This is a genomic window from Anaerobiospirillum sp. NML120511, assembly GCF_023050955.1.
GTDB lineage: Bacteria > Pseudomonadota > Gammaproteobacteria > Enterobacterales > Succinivibrionaceae > Anaerobiospirillum.
Window position 1 is genome coordinate 16,119 of sequence record NZ_JALKIK010000033.1, and the last position, 25,727, is coordinate 41,845.

The following is a 25,727-nucleotide window of genomic DNA, read 5'->3' on the forward strand; positions in this document are numbered from 1 at the left end:
CAGCACAAAAGTACTGTCCGGGGCCACCGGGCAGACAGCCTGGTCAGTATGGCTCAGGCTGCCTGCACCGGTACAGAATTAGTCATCATCAAACTCTTCCATATCCTCGTCATCCTCAATGTTGATACCAGATCCCTTGAGGAAGGAAAGGTCGCTCTTCATTGATGGAGGACGCTTCAAGATATCGGAAATCTTGATGGCCAGCTTGTCCTTGGTACGACCCAGCTTGGCGTGATAACTTGGCAGGTCTTCAATGTATACCAGCAGATTGTCTGGCATTTCCACATTGAGTACGTCACCAGGGTGCAGGTCCATAACCTGTCCAAGGCTTAATACGAGGTCCAGCATCTTGACGCGCATATCAACCTGCACGTCCATTACTTCCTCACGTAAGGCCTTGTTCCAGCGTACGTCGGTATCGCCCTTGTCGGACTGTACACCGGCGTCGAGCAGTTCCCTGATAGGCTCGATCATGGAGTATGGGAAGGCGATATGCATATCACCGCCACCACCGTCCAGGTCGATGTGGAACTGGTTTACTACCAGCATCTCTGAAGGGCTGACAATGTTGGCCATGGCAGGGTTAACTTCGGAGTCGAGATATTCAAACTCAACGTCCATAACCGGAGCCCAGGCTTCCTTGTAGTCCTCAAAGACCATCTTAAGCAGTTTCTGAATGATACGGCGCTCGGTAGGAGTGAACTCACGGCCTTCGATCTTGGCACGGAAACGGCCTTCACCACCGAAAAAGTTCTCTACCAGAATGAACACCAGACGGGCTTCCAGAGTAACAAGAGCAGTACCCTTTAACGGACGGAAGCGCACCATGTTAAGTGAGGTAGGCACATACAGAGTCTGTACGTACTCACCAAACTTCATCATCTTGACGCCAATCCAGGTAACCTCTGCGCTGTGGCGCATCATATTGAACAGACTGATACGCATGTGACGGGCAAAACGCTCGTCTACCAGCTCAAGGGTTGGCATACGGCCACGAACAATACGTTCCTGGGAACCGAAATCAAACGGTTTGACACCCTGGTCGCCGTCAAACTGCTCCGCTTCGATCTCATCGCCGCCGTGTAACAGCGCGTCGATTTCATCCTGCGTTAAAAACTCAGTCATGCTACTCTTCCCCGGCGCATTACTGCATTACAAAATTAACAAACAGAACCTGTTCAACAACTGGCTGATTTACAACACCAGTAAGCTTGGTTCTGATTCCATCAAGCAGAAGGCGCTTGAAGCGCTGTCTTCCGGATGGACTTGCGAGGCTGTCATAATCCTGCTGAGAACAGATCTCAGAAATTGTAGAGCTGATTAAAGGCAGGTGCTGCTGTGCCAGAGCGGCATTTTCGGAACCGTGAACAACCAGAACCGGTTCAACCTGTACCATGTGGCCGCGCTTGGTCTTGCCTGGCAGGTTGAAAGTAAAGGCCAGATCAAAGCGAACATAGCGGTCGGAAACATCCACCTGAGAATTCTGACCAGCCATCTTGCCGGCGATGTCAGTTGCGTTTTCCTGCTCCTCCATGGAGAACGGCCACATGTGGTGCAGATATGCAAATGTGCCGTAACCGCCAATACCGAGGATAAACACAAGTATGACGCCAATAAGCATGAACAGCATTTTGCGGGATTTGCCACCTGTCTCTAAATCATCAGTACTATCTGACATAACCTATCTCTCCCAGTTAACAGCATCAATGCTGATTAGGTATAAGCAAACTATTATGGCACACAAAAGGCCGCTAAAACCAGATGATCATAGCCGCACCGGGCTTTGCAAATGACATCTGCGCCCCGGGAATCCGCGTTCCCATCATGTCAGATGTACATAACTGAACATGACAGAAAATGGATGTTATGAACCCGGCACTGCTGCCTTAAGTTTGTGGCAGACAGGCCTGATAGCCTCTGTGAAAACTGAACGGGTACGATGCTTTGCGCAGTTACAGCAAAGGCTCTGTTGGCAGATAAAACAGCAGTAGACCTGTTGTCTGTCTGATCAGGGATTTACTGAAGCTGCAGGCTTAATGCTGTCAAATAATCAGCAAGAACACCGCACACACGGACTTTTGCAAAGACTGTGCCCGCTTGCCAAAAACAGATTTAAAGGCACTCTGAGCCCTGACAAAAACCGATATTTAAGCCATTTAACAGCATATACTTTTGGCACTGTCGGCCCATAAAATCCCCTGTTCAGGACTCCATGATCATGCCTGCGCACATGTGACAAAGAATAAACCATCACCTGTCTGATACCAGAGCCCCAGAGCGCCTGCACAGTCGCAGCCCCATATCAGTGCTTCGCCAGGCCGCTCACGGCCAGCTTCAGCGCAAGTCCAGCTCACGGCCAGCTGCAACGCCAGTCCAGCTCACGGCCAGCTGCAACGCCAGTCCAGCTCACGGCCAGCTGCAACCCCAGTCCAGCTCATGGCCAGCTGCAACGCCAGTCCAGCTCAGCAACAGGCAAGCTGAACCTCAGCGCTCAAATGAGCAAAAAGCACGGGAAACGTTCCTGTACATGCGGCCCCTGCGTGCTGCTCTGTCATGATGGCTGTCAACAGGCCATGTATGCGGTCCCAGGTCAAAGACCACAGCCCTGACTGCAGGGCTCATATGCACTGGAGGCTATACGCTGCTTAGCAGCTGAGCAGACAGTTGAGCAATGGCTGTTTCATCCAGAAGCTGGTCCGCTCGCTGAGTCCATGATGGCTCTATGGGCGGGCATTATAACCGGGAGCGTGCCCCAAGGCACGCAACAATATTCAGGCATGACGACTGGCGCACATCTTAGCTGCTCTGCCAGTGCCAAAAAGCACAATTGCTGTGCAAAGCCGACAAGAATGCATACACATCTGTCACACCATGAACATCAGCCTGCCCGGTGCATAAGCATGCCCGGAGCATCAGTTTGCCCGGAACCACCACCCTTCATGCCTCAAGCATGTCCACAGCCTGACACCATTTCAGGCTCAGGGCCAGTCAGCTTTCAGACTGGCAGGCTGAACGCCTTGATTTCCTGCATCAACTACTGGCCAGGCTGTACAGACTACATCCCCTCTGCTGAGTGCTTCATGCCCAAGCTCTCTGCACATGCAGCATGAGTCCAGGTGCAGCGGCGCTAAAGCGTGGTAATGCTGGCTCATACGCCTGTTGAGCACATGACAGCACAGCACGTCATCTGAAGCGTGAGAGCATAAACACATGAATGTATAAATACCAGGATAAATGGGGACCTGAATACGTGGGTGCCCGGATACGTGGGTTCCTGGATACATGGGGACCTGAATACGTGGGTTCATGGATACGTGGGCGCCTGGATACGCGGGGTTGCAGCGTGGCGGGTGCGCCTGGTGGCGCATCAGTTTGCGCTTTCAGGTCCGGCACTGCTGCCGGGACTAAGCGAGCATGGCTGGTGTATTATCTCTGACAATGGAAGCCCGGTCTGCAGCCACACTGCTCTGTGGCCAGATGAACATCAGACATATTGGGGTCGGCTCTGCTGACTTGATGGAGGTCCAATGAAGATTACCGTTGCGCTTGATTCTTTTAAGGGCAGCTGCTCTGCCCGCGAAGCCTGTGATGCTGTGGCTCAGGGCATTTATGATGTTATGCCTCAGGCCGATGTAGTTACCTGCCCTGTGTCTGATGGCGGCGAGGGACTGATTGATGCTCTGTGGCCAGTACTGAGTACCAGAGGCTATAAGCGTCAAGTCAGGACAGTCTCAGGACCGTACGGAGGCGAAGTAAGAGCCGCCTTCCTTGTAAAAGATCAGGAATGCGTAATGGAAATGGCTCAGTGCTGCGGACTGGAGCTGGTTGACAGCAGCCGCAGAAACGGCCTTGATGCCTCGACTTATGGACTGGGTGAGCTGATGGGGCATGCTCTTGATATGGGATGCCGCACTTTCAGAATAGGACTTGGAGGCAGCGCCACCAGCGATGGCGGACTTGGCTTTGCTCAGGCTCTGGGCGCCAGGTTTTACAGCTCTGGTCATACTCTGATTAAAGACAGAATTTGTGCAGGCCTGCTGCACAAAATCAGCGAGTTTGATACAGAAATAATTGACCGGCGACTTGAGGGGATAAGCATTTCAGGAACCTGTGACGTTGCCAATATCCTGACCGGCAGTGGCGGCGCCATTCATGTATTTGGTCCCCAGAAGGGCCTGCCTGCAAACATGCTTGATGAGCTTGATGCCGATATGGCTCACGTAGGTGCACAGCTTGATCTTCATTACTCCATTTCAGCATGCGATACCCCTGGAGCTGGAGCGGCCGGAGGCCTTGGTGCCGCCCTTCTGTGGTTTGGTCGTGCCAGACTGAAGAGGGGAATTGAGGTTGTAATGGAAATTCTTGATGTGGAAAGGGATATTGCTGACAGCGCTCTGGTGATTACAGGCGAGGGCCGTATGGACGGTCAGAGCATGCAGGGCAAAGCACCTCTTGGCATTGCGGCTGTGGCAGCCCGCCATGGGGTTCCAGCCATTGCGCTATGCGGCAGTATTGCTGATGATGCTGACGTGCTCTATCAGCACAATATCACTGCCATGTTCTCACTGTGTAACGGCCCGATGAGCCTTGATCAGGCAGTGACCTCAGCCCCGGTCCTGCTGCGCTGTGCAGCCGGCAACATAATGCGCACAATAGCCCCGTTTACCAACAGGCAATAATAAAGGCCGCACTCTGGCAAGCTATGGCATGCCCAGCATCTGCAGCTGCCAAAGACAAGTCACCATGCCATGCCACTGCATCAGGACAGTCCCGCCCATGACAGGCAGCCCTGCCCCACAATGACAGGCGGCCCGGCCCCAATGACAGGCTGCCCGCCCCTCCCATGACAGTCTGCCCTGCCTACAATGACCGACAGCCCCACAGCTAATGACAGGTGCCTGATGGTCATCAGATGATCATGACGGTCTTATAGACAGAGCGCATAACAGACTTCAATCCCCTGATAACAACAAAGGCCGCATATGCGGCCTTTGCTCTTAACTGACAGATGCTGAACGAGGGATGCTATTTTTTTCTCAGTAAATCTCTGACAGTGTTGATATCGTTATTTATATCGTTAACCTTGAAAGAAATACACTTTTTGTAAGGGCCATAAACATTGATAACGCCATAGTCCTTTTCACCACCGAAAATTCCCTTTTCCGGTACTGCTTCTATATTCTTGATCTTTTCTTTAGGAAAACTCAAAGCTGTACCGTCTTTGCCTCTGAAAAAGATGCGCTTATCGGTAATGGCTATATCATTGTCATCACAGAAAAAGCCTTTACTGCTCTGTATGACCAGCTTCAGCGACTCCCCTGACTCAAGGTTGGTTTTTATATATGAACTTGGTTTCTTTTCTTCAAAAGCCATTGTTGCCCCTTAATTCTCCAGGTAAAGTGTCAGATTAAGTATCACCTGCAATTCATAAGGCTGAATCTCATCTGCTTATAGCTGAGACAACAGCAGATCATATATATCCATGACACCTGTTAGACTTCCCGCAGCAGAAACTTAAGAAGATGCACATAAAGAGCGGCGTTAAACCATGGAACATATGATAAATTATATCACCAATCTAAATCATTAGAGAGATAAATAGTACAGCATAACCGTCTGCTCATTACAGTCAAGCACGCAGTCCATAGACGAACTGCCATGCCGTGCCGCCATCAGTCCCTGCTATACTGAGCCGCTGTCCAGCACCAGGCACCACCTGCCCGTCATTCTCTTATAACCATCGCTGTTCATGCAGGTCGGCCGTGCTGGCGCAAACTCCTCCAGCCAGCCGGAGTGGCCGCTTCTGATACATGATGCGCAGGTCAAATCTGATCTGTTAAACCATGGAGCATAATGTCTGCCTTATCCTGTCCCGTGCCCAGCCTGCTCCATGCCCTTACACGCTTGCCTGTCAAATGCTTTTTGACTGCTGTCAAACAATTTATGCGGTAGTGACAGGCATCATCAAGCTCATACAGCAGCTTGTTTAAGAAGTACCTTGCCTGTCAGGGGCATAAGCCTCTCTGAACTGTTCGGTACAACCAGCCTTGCTCAAAAAGAAAAGCCCGACCATAAGTCGGGCTTTCCTTTTTGTGGAACTGCTACTCACTGTGACTGACCGGGACAGTATGTCCTTTACAGCCACATGTGTAAGATACTGTGTTAGCTGCGGCGGGCAAAGGCAGCCAGAGTATCACTGGCGCTGTCGAGATCCATTGGGCCCTCAGAGCCGGATCCAAAGCCGTGAACAGCACTGATTTCCTCACGGTCCTGAGCAGTCAGGGAGCGGGCAGAGGCCATCAGAGAGTCAACTGAAACATTGTCCATGGCTGGAGCAGCAACGCTCAGATTGTTGCGCTTGGCAGCTGAGGCACTGGTAATGGTACTCAGAGCCTGCTTTTCACGACCGTCGGCGGCCAGAACAGGCTGGCTGTCAGCTTCGTTGTCCATATCAGAAACCTCAGCATCGGTAGAGATATTCTGATTGGCCAGAATTTCACGCAGCTTTGGCAGAGCCTTTTCCAGCATCTCACGGGTAGCTGGATTGGCTGCAGCCAGAGATACGGACAGGGCCTCATTGTCCTCAGAGAGGCTGATGGAAATCTTCATGCGGCCCATCTCATTTGGAGAGAGCTCAACAGACAGCTGCTTGAGATTGCGGGAAGCCATTTCCATGACGCGCTCATGTAATTCCTCAGCATCACTGTTCTCATTACCTGTTGGGGTAAAGGTGGTAAGAGTCTGAGGCAGAGGAGCATTGCGGTTCTCAGAAGCCTGAGAGGTCATCATGGCTGAACCGAAGGCTGAGGCAGAGTCATCATGCTCAAAGCCCATATCCATCTCATTTTCAGCAGAGTTTACAGCGTTGTCACTGTCAAACATGGAGGCGTACAGTGAGCTGTTAGCGTAATTGGTGCTGTTAGTTGAGGAACCGGAAACACCACGGGCACCCTGCTTGAGTGAGGCAATAGCGGAGCTTAGCTCAGCTGAGCCGGTGTGACGCAGAGCATCATCAGCAAGCAGAGCATTGCGTGCATTGGCCTCAGCCATGGCATTGGCATTGCGGCCTGCACTCATCTGCTCCTGAGCAAGACGCATCAGGGCTTCCTGGGCATTACCGGTACGTCCGGCAGCTGCATTATTGCCTGGCTCTGCTCCCTTTAATGCGGCAGTCTCAGCGGCATTGCGGGTGTTAAGAGCGCTGGAGGCGGCCTCATCAGCTGCCTGAGTCTGCTGACGGGCCTGAACTGCACTGTTGCTCAGTGAGCTGCGGGCAGTATTCAGGGAGTTGGCAGCAGCCTGATCATTGGCACGGCTGGTAACAGCACGGGCACCTTGCTGAGACAGAGTGGCACGTGAGCCAAGGCTCTCAGAACCATGAGACTGCTTCTGGGCCTGAGCAGTCTTGATAAGGGACTCAGAGCTGAGCTCCTCAGTACCAACTGCAGTTACGCGGCCTGAAGCTACGGCACCGGCACGTACGGCTGAACCTGAAATAGTCTGTGCAGAACCCTGAACGCTGCCATTTAAGCTGTTAAGCAGATTGCCCTGAGCCTGAGATGAGGAGGTCATGGAGGTAATTCTGTCCTGAGACTTAGGCATATCAGCAATAGCCTCAGCATCACGTCGGGCTGCAGCAGCAGTCTGTGGATTTGTCATCTGCAGGCTGAGCTTGGAAACGTTGGACTCACGGGCCAGTACGTCGAGGTTCTGTCTTAATTCTTTGTTGTTAAGACCACTGATTTGCTTTGAAGACTCAATATCAGGGTCAACTTCAGTGCTGTTGGTGGTTGCCAGGTTGGAGCGGTTTATATTGTTGAGATCACTTTCGATTTCAACATCGCTTTCAACACCCTCAACACGCATCATTTCAGCAGCTGCCTGGGAACCGGCTGTGTCTGGCTCAATACCATAGCCTGCTGGAGCAGTTCCAGGCTGACCCGGCTGGCCCTGACCATTACCTGCTGTAGCAGCACTGGCTGCAGCATTGGAGGCGGTCAGTGAACTGCCTGAAGCGGCAGCCTCAGTAAGAGCTGCACCAGATGCGGCAGCGTTTAAGGCAAATGCAGCAGAGCCCGAGGATGATGCGCCGGAGGAAGGGCCGGATGCAGCGCCGGAGGCAGCTGCACCTGAAGCCGAACCGGATAAGTCTCTTACTGCCTGAGCACCGGAAATATCACCGGACTTGCCGGAAGCAGATGATGAGCCGGACATGGATGCTGAAGATGAACCGGACATGGCTGCCGAGGAGCCGGACTGGGCTCCGCTCATGGCAGCAGCCAGAATGTCAGACGGACGCATACGCTCAATCAGATCTTCGCGATCCTTGACGATCTGCTTATCCTTTTCAACGTTCTGATCAATTATCTGGTTACCGGCAGCAATTGCGCTCTGGAGCTGCATGCTGGCAGCTTCACTGTTGATGTCACGAATACGGTCATTAGCATCAGAACGACGGCTGTGATTCTTTTTCTTCTCTTCATCTTCGTCGAGCTTCTTGTTCTTGAGCTCGTGAGCGATGTCAGCCTGCTGTCTGGAGTCAGACATGACCTTGTCAAAGGAGTGAACATCGCCTTTATCCTTGCCGCCAAAGTTGCCACCAAACTGGGACTTCAAATCAGAAAGGATCGCAGAGAACTTGCCAGCAAGTCCTTTAGACTCAGTCTGGTTCAGGCGATCAAAAAGATTTTCAGTAGAGTTGTTGTTACCAATACGGTCGCCGGAAGCAGACTGGGCATTGTTAACATTGTTGAGATTTTGCATGGCCGGACCTCAAAGGGGGCAAAATCAGCCTTTCTCTGCTCTGTTGCCCTCAGGGGCGGCAGTTCCTGCATCCGTCCTGGATACAGATGCCACCTGAATAATCTCCTGCCCTCGGGCCAGGATAGACAAATGGCTTAAACAGGCTGAAAAGCTGTTTTTTATAATTCGATATATCAGTAAAAATGCAATATGAGTACCAGGTTGATAAAGGCCAAACATACGGGATTTATCCGCCATTGTGCTGCAGCTTAACCATGCACGCCCCAGGGAAAAGCCGTATTACTTTGACAGGTAAAAACCCGTGTCCATGCCCCACCGCGCATACAGATACACCAGAATATAAAAGCCATATCCCCGTGACAGCGCCAGACATCACTCAGAGAGCACTGCTGATAACCATACTGCGCCCCATGCCTGAGATCTCAAATTTTGCCGCTAACGACCAAAGTGACCGCACACTTTATAAAACCGTAGTAAAAGTGTAATCACCAAAACAGTCTCCCACAGTGCCCTGCGGGCAAGGCCATGGCCTGGCTATTCCCGATAACGCCAAATCCCGGCCATCCCTGGCAAAGAGTCGCCCCGGCACTTCCTGGCAATTCCCGGCACTCCACAAAATACTCCACATCGCATACCCGTACTCATGGCATCCCTGTACTCAATCCCATCCCTGTGCCAAATAACCTCTCTATGCCAAATAACCTCCCTATGCCCAATCACACAGGCCATGAAGCAAAATGCTTTATAAAATTTAAAAGCAGGCAAAGCTTTCTAATAATCTAAGTCAAGGTCTGTATTTGACAGCCACATCAAACACAGCACGTATCGCTCAACTTACAGACAAGCCCCAGCCCCAGCCCCAGCCCCAGCCCCAGAAGGCCAGATAATAGACACCAGCCTGAGCTGTGCCTTTAGAGCGCCTTGAATATCTGACCACCTTTTACCCCCGGCCAGTACGTACTACGTACTAAACCGAGCATAGTCTCACCATACTCCATTGAAGTCTGAGACAAAAACAGAGAGGACTCTGCTTAAAGACAAAAACAACAGTGACCTGCCCTTTCAGGGCATCACTTCAAAAATATTAAAGATTGATACATGTCAAAATAAATACCATGTATTTATGATAAAGAGGCCATATTGTTTCATCCGGGTGCACAGGCTCCTTTGCAGTGCAAAGTAGAAATAATGAATTAAAGACACAATTTCTGTATCTTGTCATAGGTATACAGCTGAGGACCGAAATGGTACTTTTGGTGATAATGAAAGCCAATGACAACGTTTGCACTGTAATTGCGCGTTGTAATGCAGATAGTATGCGTGTCGCAGCCCAGAAAATTGCAAAAATTTTGGTCATTTTCCTTGATGCAAATTACCACATTTCCTTAGCGTAAAAACGGCATTCCTAGATATAAGAAATGGCCTGGATTTGAGGAAAATTTCAAAAATTTTCCATTTTGTCCGGAACTTTTAGCTGGTTAAAATGTTCTAAAATACAGTTACGGAAACGGTACTTGTAACAGCCCAAAAGGTTGTACTGGTTGTTGTATGTTGGTTGCACTCTTATTGTGCATGATCAGACATCAAATGGTAGCCGCATACATCATGGCTAATACTCAGCCGCACCTTGATTTCCACACTTTTATGTTTTTCGGTGCAGTAATAATCCGTGCACACCTCATATGCTGCATATGCGGGAAGTTATTACTGTGTAAATCAGTCTGACCATTCATTTCTCTCTCATAAGTTCTCCTGGTCAGACCTCAGGAGTGTTTAATGATTACTTTATTTGCTGCCTTATTTGTTATGTGTGTTGTTGCATCCGGCTTATTCTTCGTACTTAAGCCAGTAGAGCAGTACAACAGCGAGAGCTAAAACCAGGCAGCATCTGACAGCCCTGTCGGCTGTACGAAAAAGCCTGAGAGGCCGGTAACAGACATTACCGCTATTAAGAGAGAATATTCAGACAGCTCGTGCCCAAAGACGCCCGAGCCAGCGTCTGTCCCGCAAGAGCGCCTGCAGATCATGCAATCCCCTTTGATCTCAGGCGTTTCTTATTTTCCTCCACAGCACCATCCACCTCCGCATCCCGTCCCCATCCCCATCCCCATCCCCTCAACAGAAGCAGAGCATAAGGCACTCGCCCCAGCCCTGCCACTGCAATTGCCTCTGTCTTTGCCACAGGCACAGCCACAGCCACAGCTACAGCCCAATACTCATCGTCAGTCCCACAAATAACAGTGCAGGCACTTTCCACCGCATCTTATTCCCAGAACCACCAGACCATGCGTTTAGCACCACCGTTTTGCGCCAGCCTGCATGCGTGCGGCCTTTAAGGCTGTTTTTCTTTCCACTCTTGTGGGGGATGTAACAGCTAAAGCTGAGCCCTTCCACACCGCCCCCGTCCCCCTTTCTACGAGGCTATGCGTTTAGCATCGCCATTTTGCGCCAGCCTGCATGCGTACGGCCTTTGAGGCTGTTTTTCTTTCAATTCTTGTAGGGGATGCAACAGCTGTAACTGAACCATGCCACTGCGCCCGTCCCCCCCATTAGCCGAGACCATGCGTTTAGCACCACCATTTTGCGCCAGCCGGCATACGTACGCCCTGTGAGGCTGTTTTTCTTTCCACTCTTGTGGGGGATGCAACAGCTGATGCTACGCCCTGCCACCGCGCCATCCCCACACTCACTGAGACCATGCGTTTAGCACCACCATTTTGCGCCAGCCAGCATACGTACGGCCCTTGAGGCTGATTTTATTTCCATTCTTGTGGGGGATGTAACATCTAAAGCTGAGCCCTGCCACCGCGACCGTCACGCATTCGCTGAGACCATGCGTTTAGCACCACAATTTTGCGCCAACCGGCATACGTACAGCCTTTGAAGCTGTTTTTCTTTCCATTCTTGTGGGGGATGCAACAGCTGTTGCTGCTCCCTGCCACCGCGCCCGTCACCCATTCGCCGAGAGCATGCGTTTAGCACCACCTTTTGCGCCAGCCTGCATACGTACGGCTCTTGAGGCTGTTTTTCTTTCCATTCTTGTGGGGGGTGTAACAGCTGAAACTGACCCCTGCCACCGCGACCGTCCCCCATTTGCCGAGACCATGCGTTTAGCACCTCCATTTTGCGCCAGCCAGCATACGTACGGCCCTTGAGGCTGTTTTTCTTTCCATTCTTTTGGGGGCATAACATCAAGTAGTCTAGCGTTTACGAGAGGCAAGAATGAATAAAGCCTCCAGCTCTTATGAACCGGAGGCTTTATTCATGTGCTACAGAGGCCAATGGCTCCTGTATGAATGTAAGTCAGGTATTAGCCTAACAGAGACAGACCCAGCTGAGGACGGGTGTTGGCCTGCATCAGCATAGAGGTAGCTGCTTGCTGAATAATGGACTGCTGGCTCAGGTTGGCAGACTCCTCGGCGAAGTCAGCGTCACGAATGCGGCTGCGGGCGTCTGCCTGGTTGGCAGAAACATTAGCCTGGTTGCGGATTGAACTCTCTAACCTGTTCTGAATCGCACCTAGTCCAGCGCGCTGGCCATCAACCTTGGCAATAACACTGTCAACCTCTGCGATTAACTTACTGGCATCATCAGCAGTTGCCAGAGTAAATCCAGTATCCTTATTCCAAAGAGCTGCACCAGCAGCAGGAGGATTACCACCAGCCTGGCCAGCAAAGAGCTTGGACATAATAGTGGTCTGGACTTCAAAGTCGATGGTGTCACCGTTGTTAGCGCCTACCTGTAAAGTAAGTTTACCTACAGACTTGTTCTGACCACCGTTCTTGCCATAGATTGCAGAGGTGTTGGCACCGTCTAATACGGTCATGCCGCCAAACTTGGTCTGGCGGGCAATACGGGTGATTTCAAAACCCAGAGCGTCAGCCTCTTTCTTTAAGGCGGCACGATCTTCGGCAGTATTGGTGCCGTTGGCGGCCTGAACAGCCAGAGTACGAATCTTCTGCAGCATGGAGGTGGTTTCGTCCATGGCGCCTTCGATGGTCTGGGCAAGGGCAATACCGTCGGAGGCATTGCGGTTACCCTGATTAAGACCATTAATCTGAGTAGTTAATCTGGATGATATCTGAAGACCAGCAGCATCGTCTTTTGCACTGTTGATTCTCATACCAGAACTGAGGCGCTGATACGTAGTAGTCAGCTGATTCTGAACATTATTAAGATATCTGCGTCCATTTAAGGAGCTCACATTTGTGTTTACGTATACTGCCATTTATTGTCTCTCTACATAGTATTGCGACATCAGGCATTCGATGTCGCGTATTTATAGTCTATGCCCGTTGTAACGGGGATATTGATGTATTTGACTAAAAGTTATCATCGCGCATAAATATCGTATAAATAGACACTTGTATACCAGTCATAGATGCAACAACCACGACTTGGCAAAATCGACAAAGCCCGTCAATACGCCAATGTTAACGATCACTAAGTATGAACATGCACGTAAGGATGTGTGAGTTCAGATGTGTTTATTTGCAGTTTTAGTATGCATCTCACGCACGTTTTTTAAGTTCCGTAAATGAGTTTGTTTACACCGCTCATGCTTTTTGCCCCCTGTATGCTTTGGGCGGAATGTAAGCCAAGACCATTCAGACACCGCTTTTCCAAAGAAAAATGCCAGGCTGTTACACCTGGCATTTTTCTGTTCTCATGAGTGCTGCCCTGTACCGGGCAGCATCACCTGGCAGGATTGTACTGCATGCGGTATTCGGCTGTGGGGTTAAGCGCCGGCCTTCTTTAAGGCAGCGTCAACAATCTCGGTAGCTTCCTTCTCGATCTGCTTGACGTGCTCTTCACCCTTGAATGACTCCATGTAGATCTTGTAGATGTTCTCGGTACCAGATGGACGTGCTGCGAACCAGCCGTTCTCGGTGACTACCTTCAGGCCGCCAATTTCAGCACCGTTGCCGGCAGCAGTGGTGAGCTTCTCAAGGATTGGCTCGCCTGCCAGGGTATCAGCTTCAACAGAGGCAGGGTTGAGCTTCTTGAGCACAGCCTTCTGCTGAGAGCTGGCTGGAGCATCAACACGGTTGTAGACAGGGTTGCCGTACTTCTCGGTCAGCTCCTTGTAGTGCTCGGATGGGTCCTTGCCGGTAACAGCCAGCATTTCAGCTGACAGCAGAGCAGCAATAATACCGTCCTTATCGGTGGTCCATACAGAGCCGTCCTTTCTTAAGAAGGAAGCACCGGCACTTTCCTCACAGCCCCAGGCCAGGGACTTGTCAAACAGACCTGGTACGAACCACTTGAAGCCTACTGGAACTTCATAAGCCTTGCGGCCCAGACCGGCAGCAACACGATTCATCATGGAGGAGGACACTACGGTCTTGCCTACCATGGCCTCCTTAGGCCAGTTCTCACGGTGGGTGTAGATATAGTTAATGGCAGCTGACAGATAGTGGTTAGGATTCATCAGACCGGAGTGGCAGACAATGCCATGACGGTCATAGTCAGGGTCGTTACCAAAGGAAATATCAAACTGATCCTTAAGAGCAATCAGACCACCCATGGCATAGCGGGATGAGCAGTCCATACGGATCTTACCGTCCTTATCGAGGCACATGAAGGAGAAGGTTGGGTCAACCTTGTAGTTAACAACCTTGATCTTCAGACCGTACTTGTCGGCAATGCGGTCCCAGTAGAACAGGCCTGAGCCGCCCAGCGGATCAACACCGATGTTAAGACCGGCATCGGCAATTGCCTTGAGGTCGATTACATTGATCAGATCATCAACATACTCGGTGAGCATATCGTATTCCTGAACGTTATCGAGCTTGAGAGCCTGGTCGTAGCTTACGCGCTTAACATCCTTCAGACCGTTGCGGATGATCTCATTGGCACGGTTCTGAACCCATGAGGTAATCTCGGTGCCGGCTGGGCCGCCGTCAACAGGGTTGTACTTGAAGCCGCCATCGGTAGGAGGGTTGTGAGACGGGGTGATTACAATACCGTCAGCACGGGCTGAACCGGTCTTGTCCTTGTTATAGGTAAGAATGGCGTGGGAAATGGTTGGGGTTGGGGTGTAGCCATGGTCCTTTTCAATACGGACCTGAACGCCGTTGGCACCCAGAACCTCTACAGCACTGGCCAGAGCAGCCTCTGACAGAGCGTGGGTATCCATACCCAGGAATAATGGTCCGCAGATATTTTCCTTTACACGGTACTCAGCAATGGCCTGTGAAACAGCCAGAATGTGAGTCTCGGTAAAGGAGCTGTTAAGAGAGGTACCACGGTGACCGGAGGTACCGAAGCTTACCATCTCGTCAGGATTGTCGACATCCGGTTTGTTTAAGTAATAAGCTGCCATCAGACGCGGAATGTTGACCAGATCTGAATCTAATGCCTTTGTACCTGCACGCTCATGAATTGCCATATGTCTTTCCTTGACCTGTTAACTATGTCCAGAGGACTTCCTGTGTTCTTCAGTCCGGTTACGGCTCCCGGTCAGTCTGCATAGTACGGCCCGGGCAGCCAGCCTGGGCACCTGTTGATACCCCCGGTCTGCTGTCGTTCAGCTGCTGTCTGATAACTCAGAACCAGCCGTAGCTGATATTGCCTGCAGCATCCCTCGCACAAATAAGGTTACACACACTCTTCGATAACAGCTGCTCCATAGGACAGAACAGCCGATACTGCAGCTAACGCCATGCATCAGCACAGCTGTCTGCAGTCAGGAGAGGGCAGCTTCAGGATTGCTATGGCCTGCTGGCCTGAACTGACAATATTGCTCAACTATTGTATGGGATTTTGTCTGTCAATTACAGGCGCGACTTTGTTAAAGCGTGGTGTAGAGCACGCAATTTGAGCAAATAGCTCCCTGAAATGCGCTGCAGTTACGCAAGCACAGCACTGACCTCATATCAGCCACCTCAAGTGACAGGTCTGGCGCTCGTAACCGCCTGCACATTCATATAAGCATAGTCATCGGAAGTGCAGCCAGTACGGGCGAAACTGAGGACTAATATGACAGATACGTAAAACAGCTGGAGGTGGGCGCGTAAACGGTGAGAGAACCTGGCTGAGCCTGACCTCGAAGGCCGGATGGCAATTTCAGGCCGTTTGCAATGAGCTTTGGGAGGGGTGTACAGCCCGGATGCAATGAGCTGTGGGAGCGACTGTGCTGGTCGGACAGGATGTGCGAGCAGGATTGCATGAGCAGGCTGCATGCAATGAGCTGTGGGAGCGACTGTGCAGGTCGGACGGGATGTGTGGGCAGGATTGCATGAGCAGGCAGCATACTATGAGCTGCAGGATGGGACGGGCTGGCGGGCTTGAGGGTCTGCAGGATATGGCATTGGCGGGGACGGGTGTTTTTTAAGGCCACGAAAAAAGGCAAGTTACTGCATCGCAATGCAATAACTTGCCCTTTGTGTCTTCTACTAAAGACTTGTCTTTCCAGAAGTTAAAAATTAGTCACGGTTGTTTACGGACTTCTTTAACTCGGCACCAGCGGTGAAAGAAGGGGTCTTAGAAGCAGGGATCTCAATAACCTCACCGGTCTTTGGGTTACGGCCCTCACGAGACTTACGATCAGTTACCTTAAAAGTACCAAAGCCTACTAACTGAACACGATCGCCATTGCTTAAAGCCTCGGTGATGGTCTCTAACATAGCATCTAAGGCCTTGCGGGACTGGGAAACTGGTAACTCAGAACGCTTTGCGATTTGATCGATAAGTGCAGACTTATTCATATCGATATATCCTTTCAATCCGAAACACTGGTCAGTCGACCACTCGATTTTTTTAGAATTTCACCACATCAAATGCTAAATATCAACACAATTTTGTGAAAAATGGCATAAATAGCGGCTTTTGCTTGTGCTATTGTAAGCCCGTACATGTTTTAGCCTTATATAAAAATGCCTTATATAAGCCATTTTTGCAGCCTGTTCAGTACAGGCTGAAAGGCCCTGAACTTACAAAAAAATATTTTTGATCCCGCTACTTGAAATTAGGCCCCTAAATCCTTTATGTAGAGCCATTTCTACCCACTTTTTGCCCTGTTTTGCCCCTAAGAAGTTCCGATCATAAATCCCTTAAGTAAGCCATTTGTGAAAAATTGCTTTTACATTCTCATATAGCTGAATTTCTATCCATACTTACAGCATTGTTCTGCCATTTTCAGATCTGTAGATATGATTATAAAACCCGGTATTTATCGCATTTATGACCTTTACCCCATTAATATACGTCAGGTACCCGCTCCCGGCCTGAAAACATGTTGCGCAATATACGACAAGTAGCAGTAAGCAATATCATGGAGTGTATGCCTCACTCCATTGAATATCGTATGTACTCATTACACTGCTACATGGCCGGCTTTGCCTCTACCCACTTTGCTTCAGCGCATTGTGACTCCTCCATCCCCGGCTCACTTTGCTTCAGCGCATTGTGTCTCAACCCATCGTGCCCCGTCTCACTTTGCTTCAGCGCAATGTGTCTCAGCTCTTTTTGCCTCAGCCCCTCCGGGCTTGTGGGATTGTGATGGCCTGCAGCTGATGCAGGATGGTTGCTGTGCAGCTGCCAGGAAGCAAGGGGCAGTGTGCTTGCTGTGATGATAAGGATTGATGGCGGTGACTGACAGAGGTGGGGTTGGGTGGGGTTTGTGCCAGAGGCTGGGAGTGCGCTCACAACTGGCAGAGCTTTTTCAGGTGCTTTAAGCCTCTGTTTGCCGGAACCTGATGAGCTTATGATTTTTGCAGTGCAGGGGCATCAAAGGGCATTGTCATGCTAAAATATGCGCAAATTTCAGACCCTGTCCATAAGTTTTACTGATTTGAAACAAGGCTGACTGGTTCATGCCTGCAGCAAGTCATATTATCCGGCCATATGCTGGCCCTTAAGGTTTGTATCACTGATGTGTTCGTTGCTGTACGACTGTTTTGTTCTGCAGTGACAGCAATAACCTCTGTCCTGAGCTGTAGAGCTCTGATTTCCCATCAGAGATGCGCATAAGGCGCAACAGGACCTCCTCTCTTATCTTCATATCCGGTTTCTTTCTGCCGGCATCTTTCATCAGCCCTGCACCTGCGGGGCTTTGGTGTTAGATGCCCGCTGTTTTTTGTTCTTTCACCTTATCTGCGGAGCATTTAAGAATGGATTTATCTCGTCCTGTCAGAAGAGCTTTGATTTCTGTATCTGATAAGACCGGTGTCCTGGAGTTTGCCCAGGCCTTATCTAAGCGCGGTGTTGAGATTCTCTCAACCGGCGGCACTGCCAAACTTTTAATGGACAATGGTGTTCAGGTTATCGAAGTTTCTGACTACACCGGCTTCCCTGAGATGATGGACGGTCGCTTAAAGACCCTGCATCCAAAGATCCACGGTGGCATCCTGGGCCGTCGCGGCACCGATGAGGCTGTAATGGACGAGCACGGCATCAAGCCAGTCGACCTTGTCTGCGTCAACCTCTATCCATTTGTCAAAACCACCTCTGATCCTGACTGCTCCCTGGAAAAGGCTATCGAGAACATCGACATTGGCGGCCCTACCATGGTTCGTGCAGCTGCCAAAAATCACCGTGACGTTGCCATCGTTGTCAATGCCGGCGACTACGATCGCGTGATCGCCGAAATGGACGCCAACAACGGCTCCCTCACCTACAAGACCCGCTTTGATCTGGCTGTAGCCGCCTACGAACACACTGCCTCCTACGACTCAGCCATTGCCAACTACTTTGGTACTATCGCCTCTGATTACGGCAACAAGGATGAGAACGAGACCGGCACTCCTGTCATCTCCGAGACCGGTGTTGAGCTGGTTAAGCGTCAGTTCCCACGCACCCTCAACCTCAACTTCGTCAAGCTCCAGGGCATGCGCTACGGCGAGAACCCACATCAGCAGGCTGCCTTCTACAAGGACACCTCCCTTACCAATGCCTCCATTGCCACTGCCGTGCAGTATCAGGGCAAGGAGCTCTCCTACAACAATATCGCTGACACCGATGCCGCTATCGAGTGCGTGCGCGAGTTCCTCGAGCAGCCATGCTGCGTAATCGTCAAGCACGCCAACCCATGTGGTGTTGCCATGGCTGACAACCTGACTGATGCCTACATCAAGGCCTTTGAGTCAGACAGCGAGTCTGCTTTTGGCGGTATTATCGCTTTCAACCGCGAACTCGACGGCAAGACCGCTCAGGCCATTGTTGACCGTCAGTTCTGCGAGGTTATTGTTGCTCCGTCCGTAACTGAAGAGGCAAAGCAGGCTGTTGCTGCCAAGAAGAACATACGTCTGCTGGCCATAGGCGACATGGATGAGCGTCAGCCACGTTATGACTTCAAGCGTGTTAACGGCGGTCTGCTGGTTCAGGACGCAGATCTGGTTAACGTAAAGCGCGAGGACCTCAAGGTAGTAACCAAACGTGCTCCTACCGAAGAAGAGATCACCGAGATGCTCTTTGCCTGGCGCGTCTGCAAGTACACCAAGTCCAATGCCATTGTCTACACCAGTGCCAACCGCACTCTGGGCATTGGCTGCGGCCAGACCTCACGTGTCTTCTCTGCACGTATTGCCACCATTCGCGCTGAAGATGCAAAGCTCTCCCTGCAGGGTTCTGCACTTGCCTCTGATGCTTTCTTCCCGTTCCGTGACGGCGTTGATGCCGCTGCCGCTGCCGGCGTAAAGTGCATTATCCAGCCTGGCGGCTCCATCCGTGATGAGGAAGTCATCCAGGCCGCTGACGAGCATGGCATTGCCATGGTATTCACCGGCGTACGTCACTTCCGCCACTAATTAAAAGTACGTGTCTTTCAGACACGTTAGCACTTCCCCTGTCATTGAGAAAGCCCATGCTGTAACGAAACAGCATGCTGCTCCGCGCTGTGCAAGCCAGGCGGGCTGCAGCAGCGACGAGACTGCAGACTCAGCCTGTGAGTGCTGCAGCCTGAGCCTCTGAACACTGCAGCCTCAGCCTGTGAGCGCTGCAGCAGAGGCGTCTGAGCATCTTCAGGACAGAGGCGGTGCCGTCAGCAGCAGAACACTTACTGCTGCGACGCAGTTACATGCCCGGCATGGTGTCAGCCGCACCAGGGGTGCCTGCTCAGATGCCGGATACGCCCCGTACCGTTTATACGGTAAGGGCTAACCTGAGGGCATATCACCCTGTGGTTATATGCTCTCAGCACTGATTAAGGACGTGACTTGTCCGGGCCTGTCACAAGGTCAGCAGACAAGCATGTTCGGAGAATTTGCATGAAAGTTTTAGTTGTTGGTAATGGCGGCCGTGAGCATGCCCTGGCCTGGCGTGCTGCCCAGTCTCCACTGGCTGATATTGTCTATATTGCTCCTGGCAATCCAGGCACTCGTAAGGAAAACAAAATCGAGAACGTCGATATCGACGTCAAGGACATTCAGGGTCTGGTTGATTTTGCCCGCAATGCTGCCATTGATCTGACCATCGTCGGCCCTGAGGGTCCGCTCGTTGCAGGTCTGGTTGACGCATTCAAGGATGCCGGTCTGCGCATCTTCGGCCCATCTAAGGCCGGTGCTCAGCTCGAGGGCTCCAAGTCCTTTACCAAGGACTTCCTCAAGCGCCACAACATCCCTACTGCTGCCTATGAAGTCTTCACCATGGTTGATGAGGCCATTGCCTACATCAAGAAGAATGGCGCTCCTATCGTTATCAAGGCTGACGGCCTTGCTGCCGGTAAGGGCGTAGTAGTTGCCATGACCGAAGATGAGGCCATCGAGGCCGTCAAGTCCATGCTTGAGGACAATGCCTTTGGTGATGCCGGTGCCCGCGTTGTTATCGAAGAGTTTATGAAGGGTGAGGAAGCCTCATTCATCGTGATGTCCGATACCATCAATGCCGTTCCAATGGCAACCTCTCAGGACCACAAGCGTGTAGGCGACGGCGATACCGGCCCTAACACCGGTGGTATGGGTGCCTACTCCCCAGCCCCAATTGTTACCCACGAAGTCTATCAGAAGGTAATGGAGCGAATTATCGAGCCTACCATCAAGGGTATGGCCGATGACGGCATTCCTTACTGCGGCTTCCTGTATGCAGGCCTGATGATTGATGACAATGGCGACCCACGTGTAGTTGAGTTCAACTGCCGTTTTGGTGACCCTGAGACTCAGCCAATCATGCTGCGTATGACCTCTGATCTGGTTGACCTGTGCTACCGTGGCTGTGAACCTGGCGGTCTTGAGGGCAAGACCTGCTCATACAATCCAAATCCAGCTGTGGGCGTTGTGCTGGCTGCCGAGGGTTACCCTGCCAGTCCACGTAAGGGTGATGTCATCAGCGGACTTGATACCCCTCTTCCTGAGTACGGTAAGATCTTCCATGCCGGTACTGTTGAGAAGGACGGCCAGGTTGTTACCAATGGCGGCCGCGTACTGTGCGCAACTGCCATGGGTGAGGACGTAGCCGAGGCTACCGCCCGCGCCTATGCTCTGGCTCGCAATATCAGCTTCAATGGCATGTTCTACCGTAAGGACATTGCCCACCGCGCCCTGGAGCGCCTCAAGGGCGACAAGTAACCCCCTGGCCGTCCGTCATGGGCGCGGCTGCGCCCTGCCCATGCCGTCACCAGGCCCTGCCGGGGCCATTCCGTGCCCCTGCAGTGGCCACACTCTGCCCCTGCCATGGCTCTGGCTGCTGCTCTGGCTGCTGCCATGGCTCTGGCTGCTGCTCTGGCTCTGGAGGCTGGGACGGCATCAGGAGCTGGGCACAGCCAGGCCCAGCCAGGCGTCAGCCCTGCTGGCCTGACCGCAAGGTCAGAACAGCCCCTGCTTTCTTAAGGCAATAAGGCATATTCCCCATGGAATATGCCTTTTGTTTTACCTTTTGAACCGATTTGACTGTTCCGGGCTTAAAAGAGGCACCACATATGATCATGGATTAAAGCCGGATCTTAACCGCGATCACAAATTGAGCTGAATTGATGATAAAAGCCCGCAACAATACGCTCTTCGATACATCATCAGAAATAAAAGATCTAAGCTGTACTCAGCTTTTCCTGATACCAGTCAGCCGCAGGAAGACTGACTTTAGCAAGTGCTTGAGAGATTTTCGATGGACGCTTCTGCCCTTCTTGACCAGGTTCTGGTCTTTGCCTTCACCTTTACCGCCAACCTTTTTGCCTCTGTATCAGGCGGTGGTGCCGGCTTCGTTCAGTTTCCTCTGCTTATTTTGATGGGACTTCCCTTTGCTACCGCCCTTGGTACCCACAAGGTGGCCGTAGTATTCCTGGGCATAGGAGCTCTGGCAAAGAAAAAGAGCAGCAATTACAGCATCAGCCGCTCTGTTGCCCTGGTGATGATGCTGGCCGGATGCCCGGCTGTAGTAGCAGGTACTCTGATTGTCATTAACGTGCCCACCAAAGCTGCAGAAATCACCGTGGGCCTGGTCACCATTGCCATGGGCCTGTACACCATGCTCAAAAAAGGCTTTGGCTCGACTGGAGTGGAGAACATCTCCCGCTCCCGCTTTATCCTGGGCATATTCCTTATCATAATCATTGGCATGTTTTCAGGCTCACTGTCATCAGGTGCCGGACTGTTCTCCACCCTTACTCTTGCCATGGTCTTTGGCCTTGAGCTCAAGCGCGCCATCTTCCACACCATGGTATTCGTAGCCACTATCTGGAATGCTGTGGGCGCCTTTACTGTAGGAGCGGTAACAGCCATTCACTGGCAGTGGATTCCGGCAATGATTGTGGCCTCCTTCCTTGGCGCCTATATAGGAACCTCGCTGCTGCTTAAAATGCCTACGGAAAAGGTCAGAGTAGTCTTCTCCATAGTGGCCATGCTAAGCGGAGTCCTGCTCATGTACACAGCCCTTAAGTAGCAGATCAGCGCCACCTCCAGATACGACAAAGCCAGGCTTAATGCCTGGCTTTGTCGTATCTTAATCAGCCCCTTTGACCGGCCCGCTGCTCAAGCCCTGCATACAGCGCTGCACGGCAGCCTGAAACGACTGGGCATCCTGGCAGAACTTGGCATCAGGTCAGGACGGGGCATCCGGTCAGACGGTGCATCCGGCGCAGCTGGTGCGCATGGAAAGCCCTGGCGGCCGTAGCAGCTGAGGCAGCTGGAACGCCTTAGCAGCCGGGGCCTGTGGCAGTCTGTCAGCTGTTTTCAGCGGCCTGCTCACGGGCGGCTACTGTGTCTCTGATATTGAGCACGCGCAGACCCTTGATGAGGCGGTCCTCACTCTTAAAGCGCAGCTCCAGACACTCGCCTACACGGGCCAGATCGGACATGAGAGAATCATACTTGGTCTCATCCATATCCTCTGCATAACGGTCATTGAAGTTGAGCAGGAACTCGGTGGTTTTCTCAATCTTTGGCATAGCGCGATGAGCAATGGACAGAGAGCGGCTTGAGGACTTCTCAAGCAGTCCCATTATCTTGGGATAGAGATCGAAGTGACCGTGGGATACGTAATCGATGAGATGGTCGCAAAAAGAGGTGATGGCTGATACAGGAGGGTAAGAGTTTTCCTGTGAGTAAAGGTCGTCACTGGCCGCATCATGACCGCCCTGAGCTGTCAGCAGCTGCATGTACTTAAGAACCAGAGTCTGACGTGACTGAATCATTTCATTGATCCAGGCGTAGCGCTCCTCGACCTCCTGCAGGGTCGTATTGAAACCGCCTATGGCTTTCACAGTCATTTCGACCTCCTGAAAAAACAAACCCATGTCCAGAACCAGCCGGACATGGGATCATCTTAACAATTATTTAGTCCTTTTGGGCAATTAATGAGTCCTGATAGAGCTCTTTTTTGAACATGGCTACATTACTGTTAAATCGCTGACGGTACTTGCGGGCCACGGTAGTATCGTCATTGGCCGGAAGGGTAATGCGCATGGCGTTTACAGGACGGCCGTTGCGTCGCAGCTCGTAGTGCAGATGAGGTCCGGTAGAGATACCGGTATTACCCGAGCGGGCAATCATCTGGCCAATCTTGACCGAGTCACCCTGCTTTACCAGCAGCTTTGAGCAGTGCATATAGACTGTAGAGTAGCTGCCACGGTGGCGGATAATGATGTAGTAACCGGCAGTACGTGAGTACTTGGCCAGCTCAACCACGCCGTCAGCAGGAGAAACAATTGGAGTACCCACTCTTACGGCAAAGTCAGTGCCGTTATGAGGTCGAATCACACCGGTTACAGGATGGCGACGGCTGGGATTGAAGTGGGATGAAATAATTACCTTGCCATCAATAGGGAAACGACGGAAGGTCGAGCTTGCTGCATTGTAGCCTCGCTCGTCATAATACTTGTCGTCAGCGAGGTTACGGTAGGCTGAAAGAGTGCCCACCTTCTTGAGCTTGAGCTCAATGGCGTTGATTTTTCCGGCGCCCTTGTCCTCAGAGAAGAGCACACGAATGGAGTCGCCTGGCTGAATATGACGGGTAAACTGCACCTGGCCCTTGAACAGATCGGTAATCTGACGGATCTCAGAATAGGTAAGACCGGCTTCATGGGCGGCATTTGAGAAGCTGTCACCCTGCTCGATGGTAGCTACTACCAGGCGGCCACGGTTACGATAGGCAGGACCATCACCAAGAGTGCTCGACGGCACCAGCTTGCCATTTTCATCCAGTACCATGATGTGCTCGCCCTTTGGCTCGCGCACTACATCAAAGTTCATGGTGGTAACGTCGCTGCGGGTAAAGCGCCACTGCTCGTCACCATTGATCTGCTTTACAAAGCCGGTGAGATTATTGTCTTTGTCAAAACTGAAATATACCTTGTGACCTGGACGCAGATTGGTCACGTTGCTGCCGGCCTCAGGATTATCGGCAATGGCCATCATGACAGCATAAGGAATGTTCATGTCTGAGAAGATGGAGCTCAGAGTGTCGCCGCGCTGCACATCTTCAGCTATCCAGTTGATCTTTTGAGCTGCCATGGAGGCATCCTTGCTGGCCAGCTCGTTTAATGAGGCCTCGAGTGCAGATTCATCAGTATAGGAAAGGGCAGCAGTCAGATCGTCCTCATCGTAGTTTTCCATTGAGCCCAGTTCAGACTGGGTGTAAACATCCTGGTTGTTGTTATTTTCGGAAATGAGAACGTCACTTGACGATGCCGGCAGGTCATTGTCGTTGGTAAGCAGAATATCTGTAAGGGAGCGGGTTGGATCGATTACGTCCTCGTAACCGTTTTCGTCCCCTATATCGCCGTACACTGGCGGATTGTGAGAGGCAACTGTGGTAACGGTTCTGTCCTGAGGCAGGGCGAAATATAGAGCACTGGCAAGAAATACAGTGCTGGAGATGGCTATAACATGTTTTTTCGAGAGCGGGTACTTGCTGGCAGACAGGTCGTCCTGAAAGATATAGTCTTCAGTTTGCATTTTTTAACCAGGTTATGGACTACATCAAAAGCGCCTTTCTTTCCCTACCTATATGTTGTCATTTCGCATTAAGGACTGAACAGAAATCTGTAACAGGACACAACAGTGAGATAAATCCTGGCAGAACCTGGCACCACCTGTCCCCGGGAACAGCCGGGAATTTTCATGAGGAGCTCAGCCTGCAGTCCGGGATAAATACTGGTGCTCTCATGAAGTGACTTTATTTTGTCACTTTGTGCGGCACAGTTTGTGCAGTATTAGGGCGGCACAGCCATACACAGCGCAAAGCCGGGCAGTGCTCCATGGTTTACTGCAGTTACTGAATTAGAGCAGGGTTAAAACAGCAGTGCACTGCTTTAACCGGATAAACCTGAACAGAAAATGCTGATAAGACTTTGAACTCAGCGCCATCACGGACCATGCGCCCGGGCAATGAGCTTACGAAAACACAGAGATATCAGAAAATGCATCACGCCTGATGCGGGTAAAAATACTGTCGCATTAACGACAGGCCACAGTTACAAAAGAAAAGTGCTGTACTGGTACAGCCGACTGCTCACTGCATGCCCGATACCGGCAGTTACGGCCTTGCAAAGCCGTCCCCAACACCTGAAATGCTCAAAAGCAATATTCAGGGCC

13 protein-coding genes are annotated in these 25,727 nt (G+C 51.4%); 4 read left to right on the forward strand and 9 right to left on the reverse strand.

Annotated elements, in window-relative coordinates:
- Positions 1–78 precede the first annotated feature (78 nt).
- The gene (fliM, locus tag MXE39_RS09325; protein ID WP_246978872.1) at positions 79–1,125 is read right to left on the reverse strand and encodes a flagellar motor switch protein FliM; all 1,047 of its coding nucleotides are present in this window, start codon (positions 1,123–1,125) and stop codon (positions 79–81) included.
- A gap of 19 nt (positions 1,126–1,144) precedes the next feature.
- Positions 1,145–1,678 carry a flagellar basal body-associated FliL family protein gene (locus MXE39_RS09330; protein WP_246978871.1) on the reverse strand — a complete coding sequence of 178 codons (534 nt, stop codon included), beginning with the start codon at positions 1,676–1,678 and terminating at the stop codon, positions 1,145–1,147.
- A gap of 1,849 nt (positions 1,679–3,527) precedes the next feature.
- On the opposite strand from MXE39_RS09330, the gene MXE39_RS09335 reads away from it, so the two are divergent.
- Complete coding sequence (locus MXE39_RS09335; RefSeq protein WP_246978870.1) at positions 3,528–4,679, forward strand: glycerate kinase; 1,152 nt, start codon at positions 3,528–3,530, stop codon at positions 4,677–4,679.
- A 346-nt stretch (positions 4,680–5,025) separates the two neighbouring features.
- Here the strand turns inward: MXE39_RS09335 and MXE39_RS09340 are convergent, their stop codons facing one another.
- The 5 genes from MXE39_RS09340 to MXE39_RS09360 form a co-directional block, all read right to left on the reverse strand.
- Positions 5,026–5,373 (reverse strand): hypothetical protein, encoded by a 348-nt coding sequence (locus tag MXE39_RS09340; RefSeq protein ID WP_246978869.1) that lies wholly within the window; start codon positions 5,371–5,373, stop codon positions 5,026–5,028.
- Positions 5,374–6,162: 789 nt separating this feature from the next.
- Positions 6,163–8,763 carry a flagellar hook-length control protein FliK gene (locus tag MXE39_RS09345; protein ID WP_246978868.1) on the reverse strand — a complete coding sequence of 867 codons (2,601 nt, stop codon included), beginning with the start codon at positions 8,761–8,763 and terminating at the stop codon, positions 6,163–6,165.
- A 3,310-nt stretch (positions 8,764–12,073) separates the two neighbouring features.
- Positions 12,074–12,991: a flagellin gene (locus MXE39_RS09350; protein ID WP_246978696.1), complete on the reverse strand. Its 918-nt coding sequence runs from the start codon at positions 12,989–12,991 to the stop codon at positions 12,074–12,076.
- A gap of 510 nt (positions 12,992–13,501) precedes the next feature.
- Complete coding sequence (pgm, locus tag MXE39_RS09355) at positions 13,502–15,154, reverse strand: phosphoglucomutase (alpha-D-glucose-1,6-bisphosphate-dependent) (protein ID WP_246978695.1); 1,653 nt, start codon at positions 15,152–15,154, stop codon at positions 13,502–13,504.
- Positions 15,155–16,190: 1,036 nt separating this feature from the next.
- On the reverse strand, positions 16,191–16,472 hold the full coding sequence (locus tag MXE39_RS09360) for an HU family DNA-binding protein (protein ID WP_246978694.1): 282 nt from the start codon (positions 16,470–16,472) through the stop codon (positions 16,191–16,193).
- Between the two features lie 1,404 nt (positions 16,473–17,876).
- Between MXE39_RS09360 and purH the strand changes: the two genes are divergently transcribed.
- The 3 genes from purH (at position 17,877) to MXE39_RS09375 (ending at position 22,575) form a co-directional block, all read left to right on the forward strand.
- Positions 17,877–19,511 (forward strand): bifunctional phosphoribosylaminoimidazolecarboxamide formyltransferase/IMP cyclohydrolase, encoded by a 1,635-nt coding sequence (purH, locus tag MXE39_RS09365; protein WP_246978693.1) that lies wholly within the window; start codon positions 17,877–17,879, stop codon positions 19,509–19,511.
- Between the two features lie 459 nt (positions 19,512–19,970).
- The gene (purD, locus tag MXE39_RS09370; RefSeq protein ID WP_246978692.1) at positions 19,971–21,266 is read left to right on the forward strand and encodes a phosphoribosylamine--glycine ligase; all 1,296 of its coding nucleotides are present in this window, start codon (positions 19,971–19,973) and stop codon (positions 21,264–21,266) included.
- 517 nt (positions 21,267–21,783) lie between these two features.
- On the forward strand, positions 21,784–22,575 hold the full coding sequence (locus MXE39_RS09375) for a sulfite exporter TauE/SafE family protein (RefSeq protein ID WP_247074008.1): 792 nt from the start codon (positions 21,784–21,786) through the stop codon (positions 22,573–22,575).
- A gap of 280 nt (positions 22,576–22,855) precedes the next feature.
- Here the strand turns inward: MXE39_RS09375 and MXE39_RS09380 are convergent, their stop codons facing one another.
- Both MXE39_RS09380 and MXE39_RS09385 read right to left on the reverse strand, forming a co-directional pair.
- Positions 22,856–23,401 carry an Rsd/AlgQ family anti-sigma factor gene (locus MXE39_RS09380; RefSeq protein ID WP_246978690.1) on the reverse strand — a complete coding sequence of 182 codons (546 nt, stop codon included), beginning with the start codon at positions 23,399–23,401 and terminating at the stop codon, positions 22,856–22,858.
- A gap of 67 nt (positions 23,402–23,468) precedes the next feature.
- Positions 23,469–25,088, reverse strand: a complete 1,620-nt coding sequence (locus tag MXE39_RS09385) for a peptidoglycan DD-metalloendopeptidase family protein (protein WP_246978689.1) — start codon at positions 25,086–25,088, stop codon at positions 23,469–23,471.
- Between the last annotated feature and the right edge of the window lie 639 nt (positions 25,089–25,727).

Coding starts and splice junctions, on each gene's coding strand:
- MXE39_RS09360 (WP_246978694.1), bottom strand. CDS start 16,472: ATGAATAAGTCTGCACTTATCGATCAAATCGCAAAGCGTTCTGAGTTA.
- MXE39_RS09350 (WP_246978696.1), bottom strand. CDS start 12,991: ATGGCAGTATACGTAAACACAAATGTGAGCTCCTTAAATGGACGCAGA.
- purH (WP_246978693.1), top strand. CDS start 17,877: ATGGATTTATCTCGTCCTGTCAGAAGAGCTTTGATTTCTGTATCTGAT.
- MXE39_RS09345 (WP_246978868.1), bottom strand. CDS start 8,763: ATGCAAAATCTCAACAATGTTAACAATGCCCAGTCTGCTTCCGGCGAC.
- MXE39_RS09335 (WP_246978870.1), top strand. CDS start 3,528: ATGAAGATTACCGTTGCGCTTGATTCTTTTAAGGGCAGCTGCTCTGCC.
- purD (WP_246978692.1), top strand. CDS start 19,971: ATGAAAGTTTTAGTTGTTGGTAATGGCGGCCGTGAGCATGCCCTGGCC.
- MXE39_RS09380 (WP_246978690.1), bottom strand. CDS start 23,401: ATGACTGTGAAAGCCATAGGCGGTTTCAATACGACCCTGCAGGAGGTC.
- fliM (WP_246978872.1), bottom strand. CDS start 1,125: ATGACTGAGTTTTTAACGCAGGATGAAATCGACGCGCTGTTACACGGC.
- MXE39_RS09340 (WP_246978869.1), bottom strand. CDS start 5,373: ATGGCTTTTGAAGAAAAGAAACCAAGTTCATATATAAAAACCAACCTT.
- pgm (WP_246978695.1), bottom strand. CDS start 15,154: ATGGCAATTCATGAGCGTGCAGGTACAAAGGCATTAGATTCAGATCTG.
- MXE39_RS09330 (WP_246978871.1), bottom strand. CDS start 1,678: ATGTCAGATAGTACTGATGATTTAGAGACAGGTGGCAAATCCCGCAAA.
- MXE39_RS09385 (WP_246978689.1), bottom strand. CDS start 25,088: ATGCAAACTGAAGACTATATCTTTCAGGACGACCTGTCTGCCAGCAAG.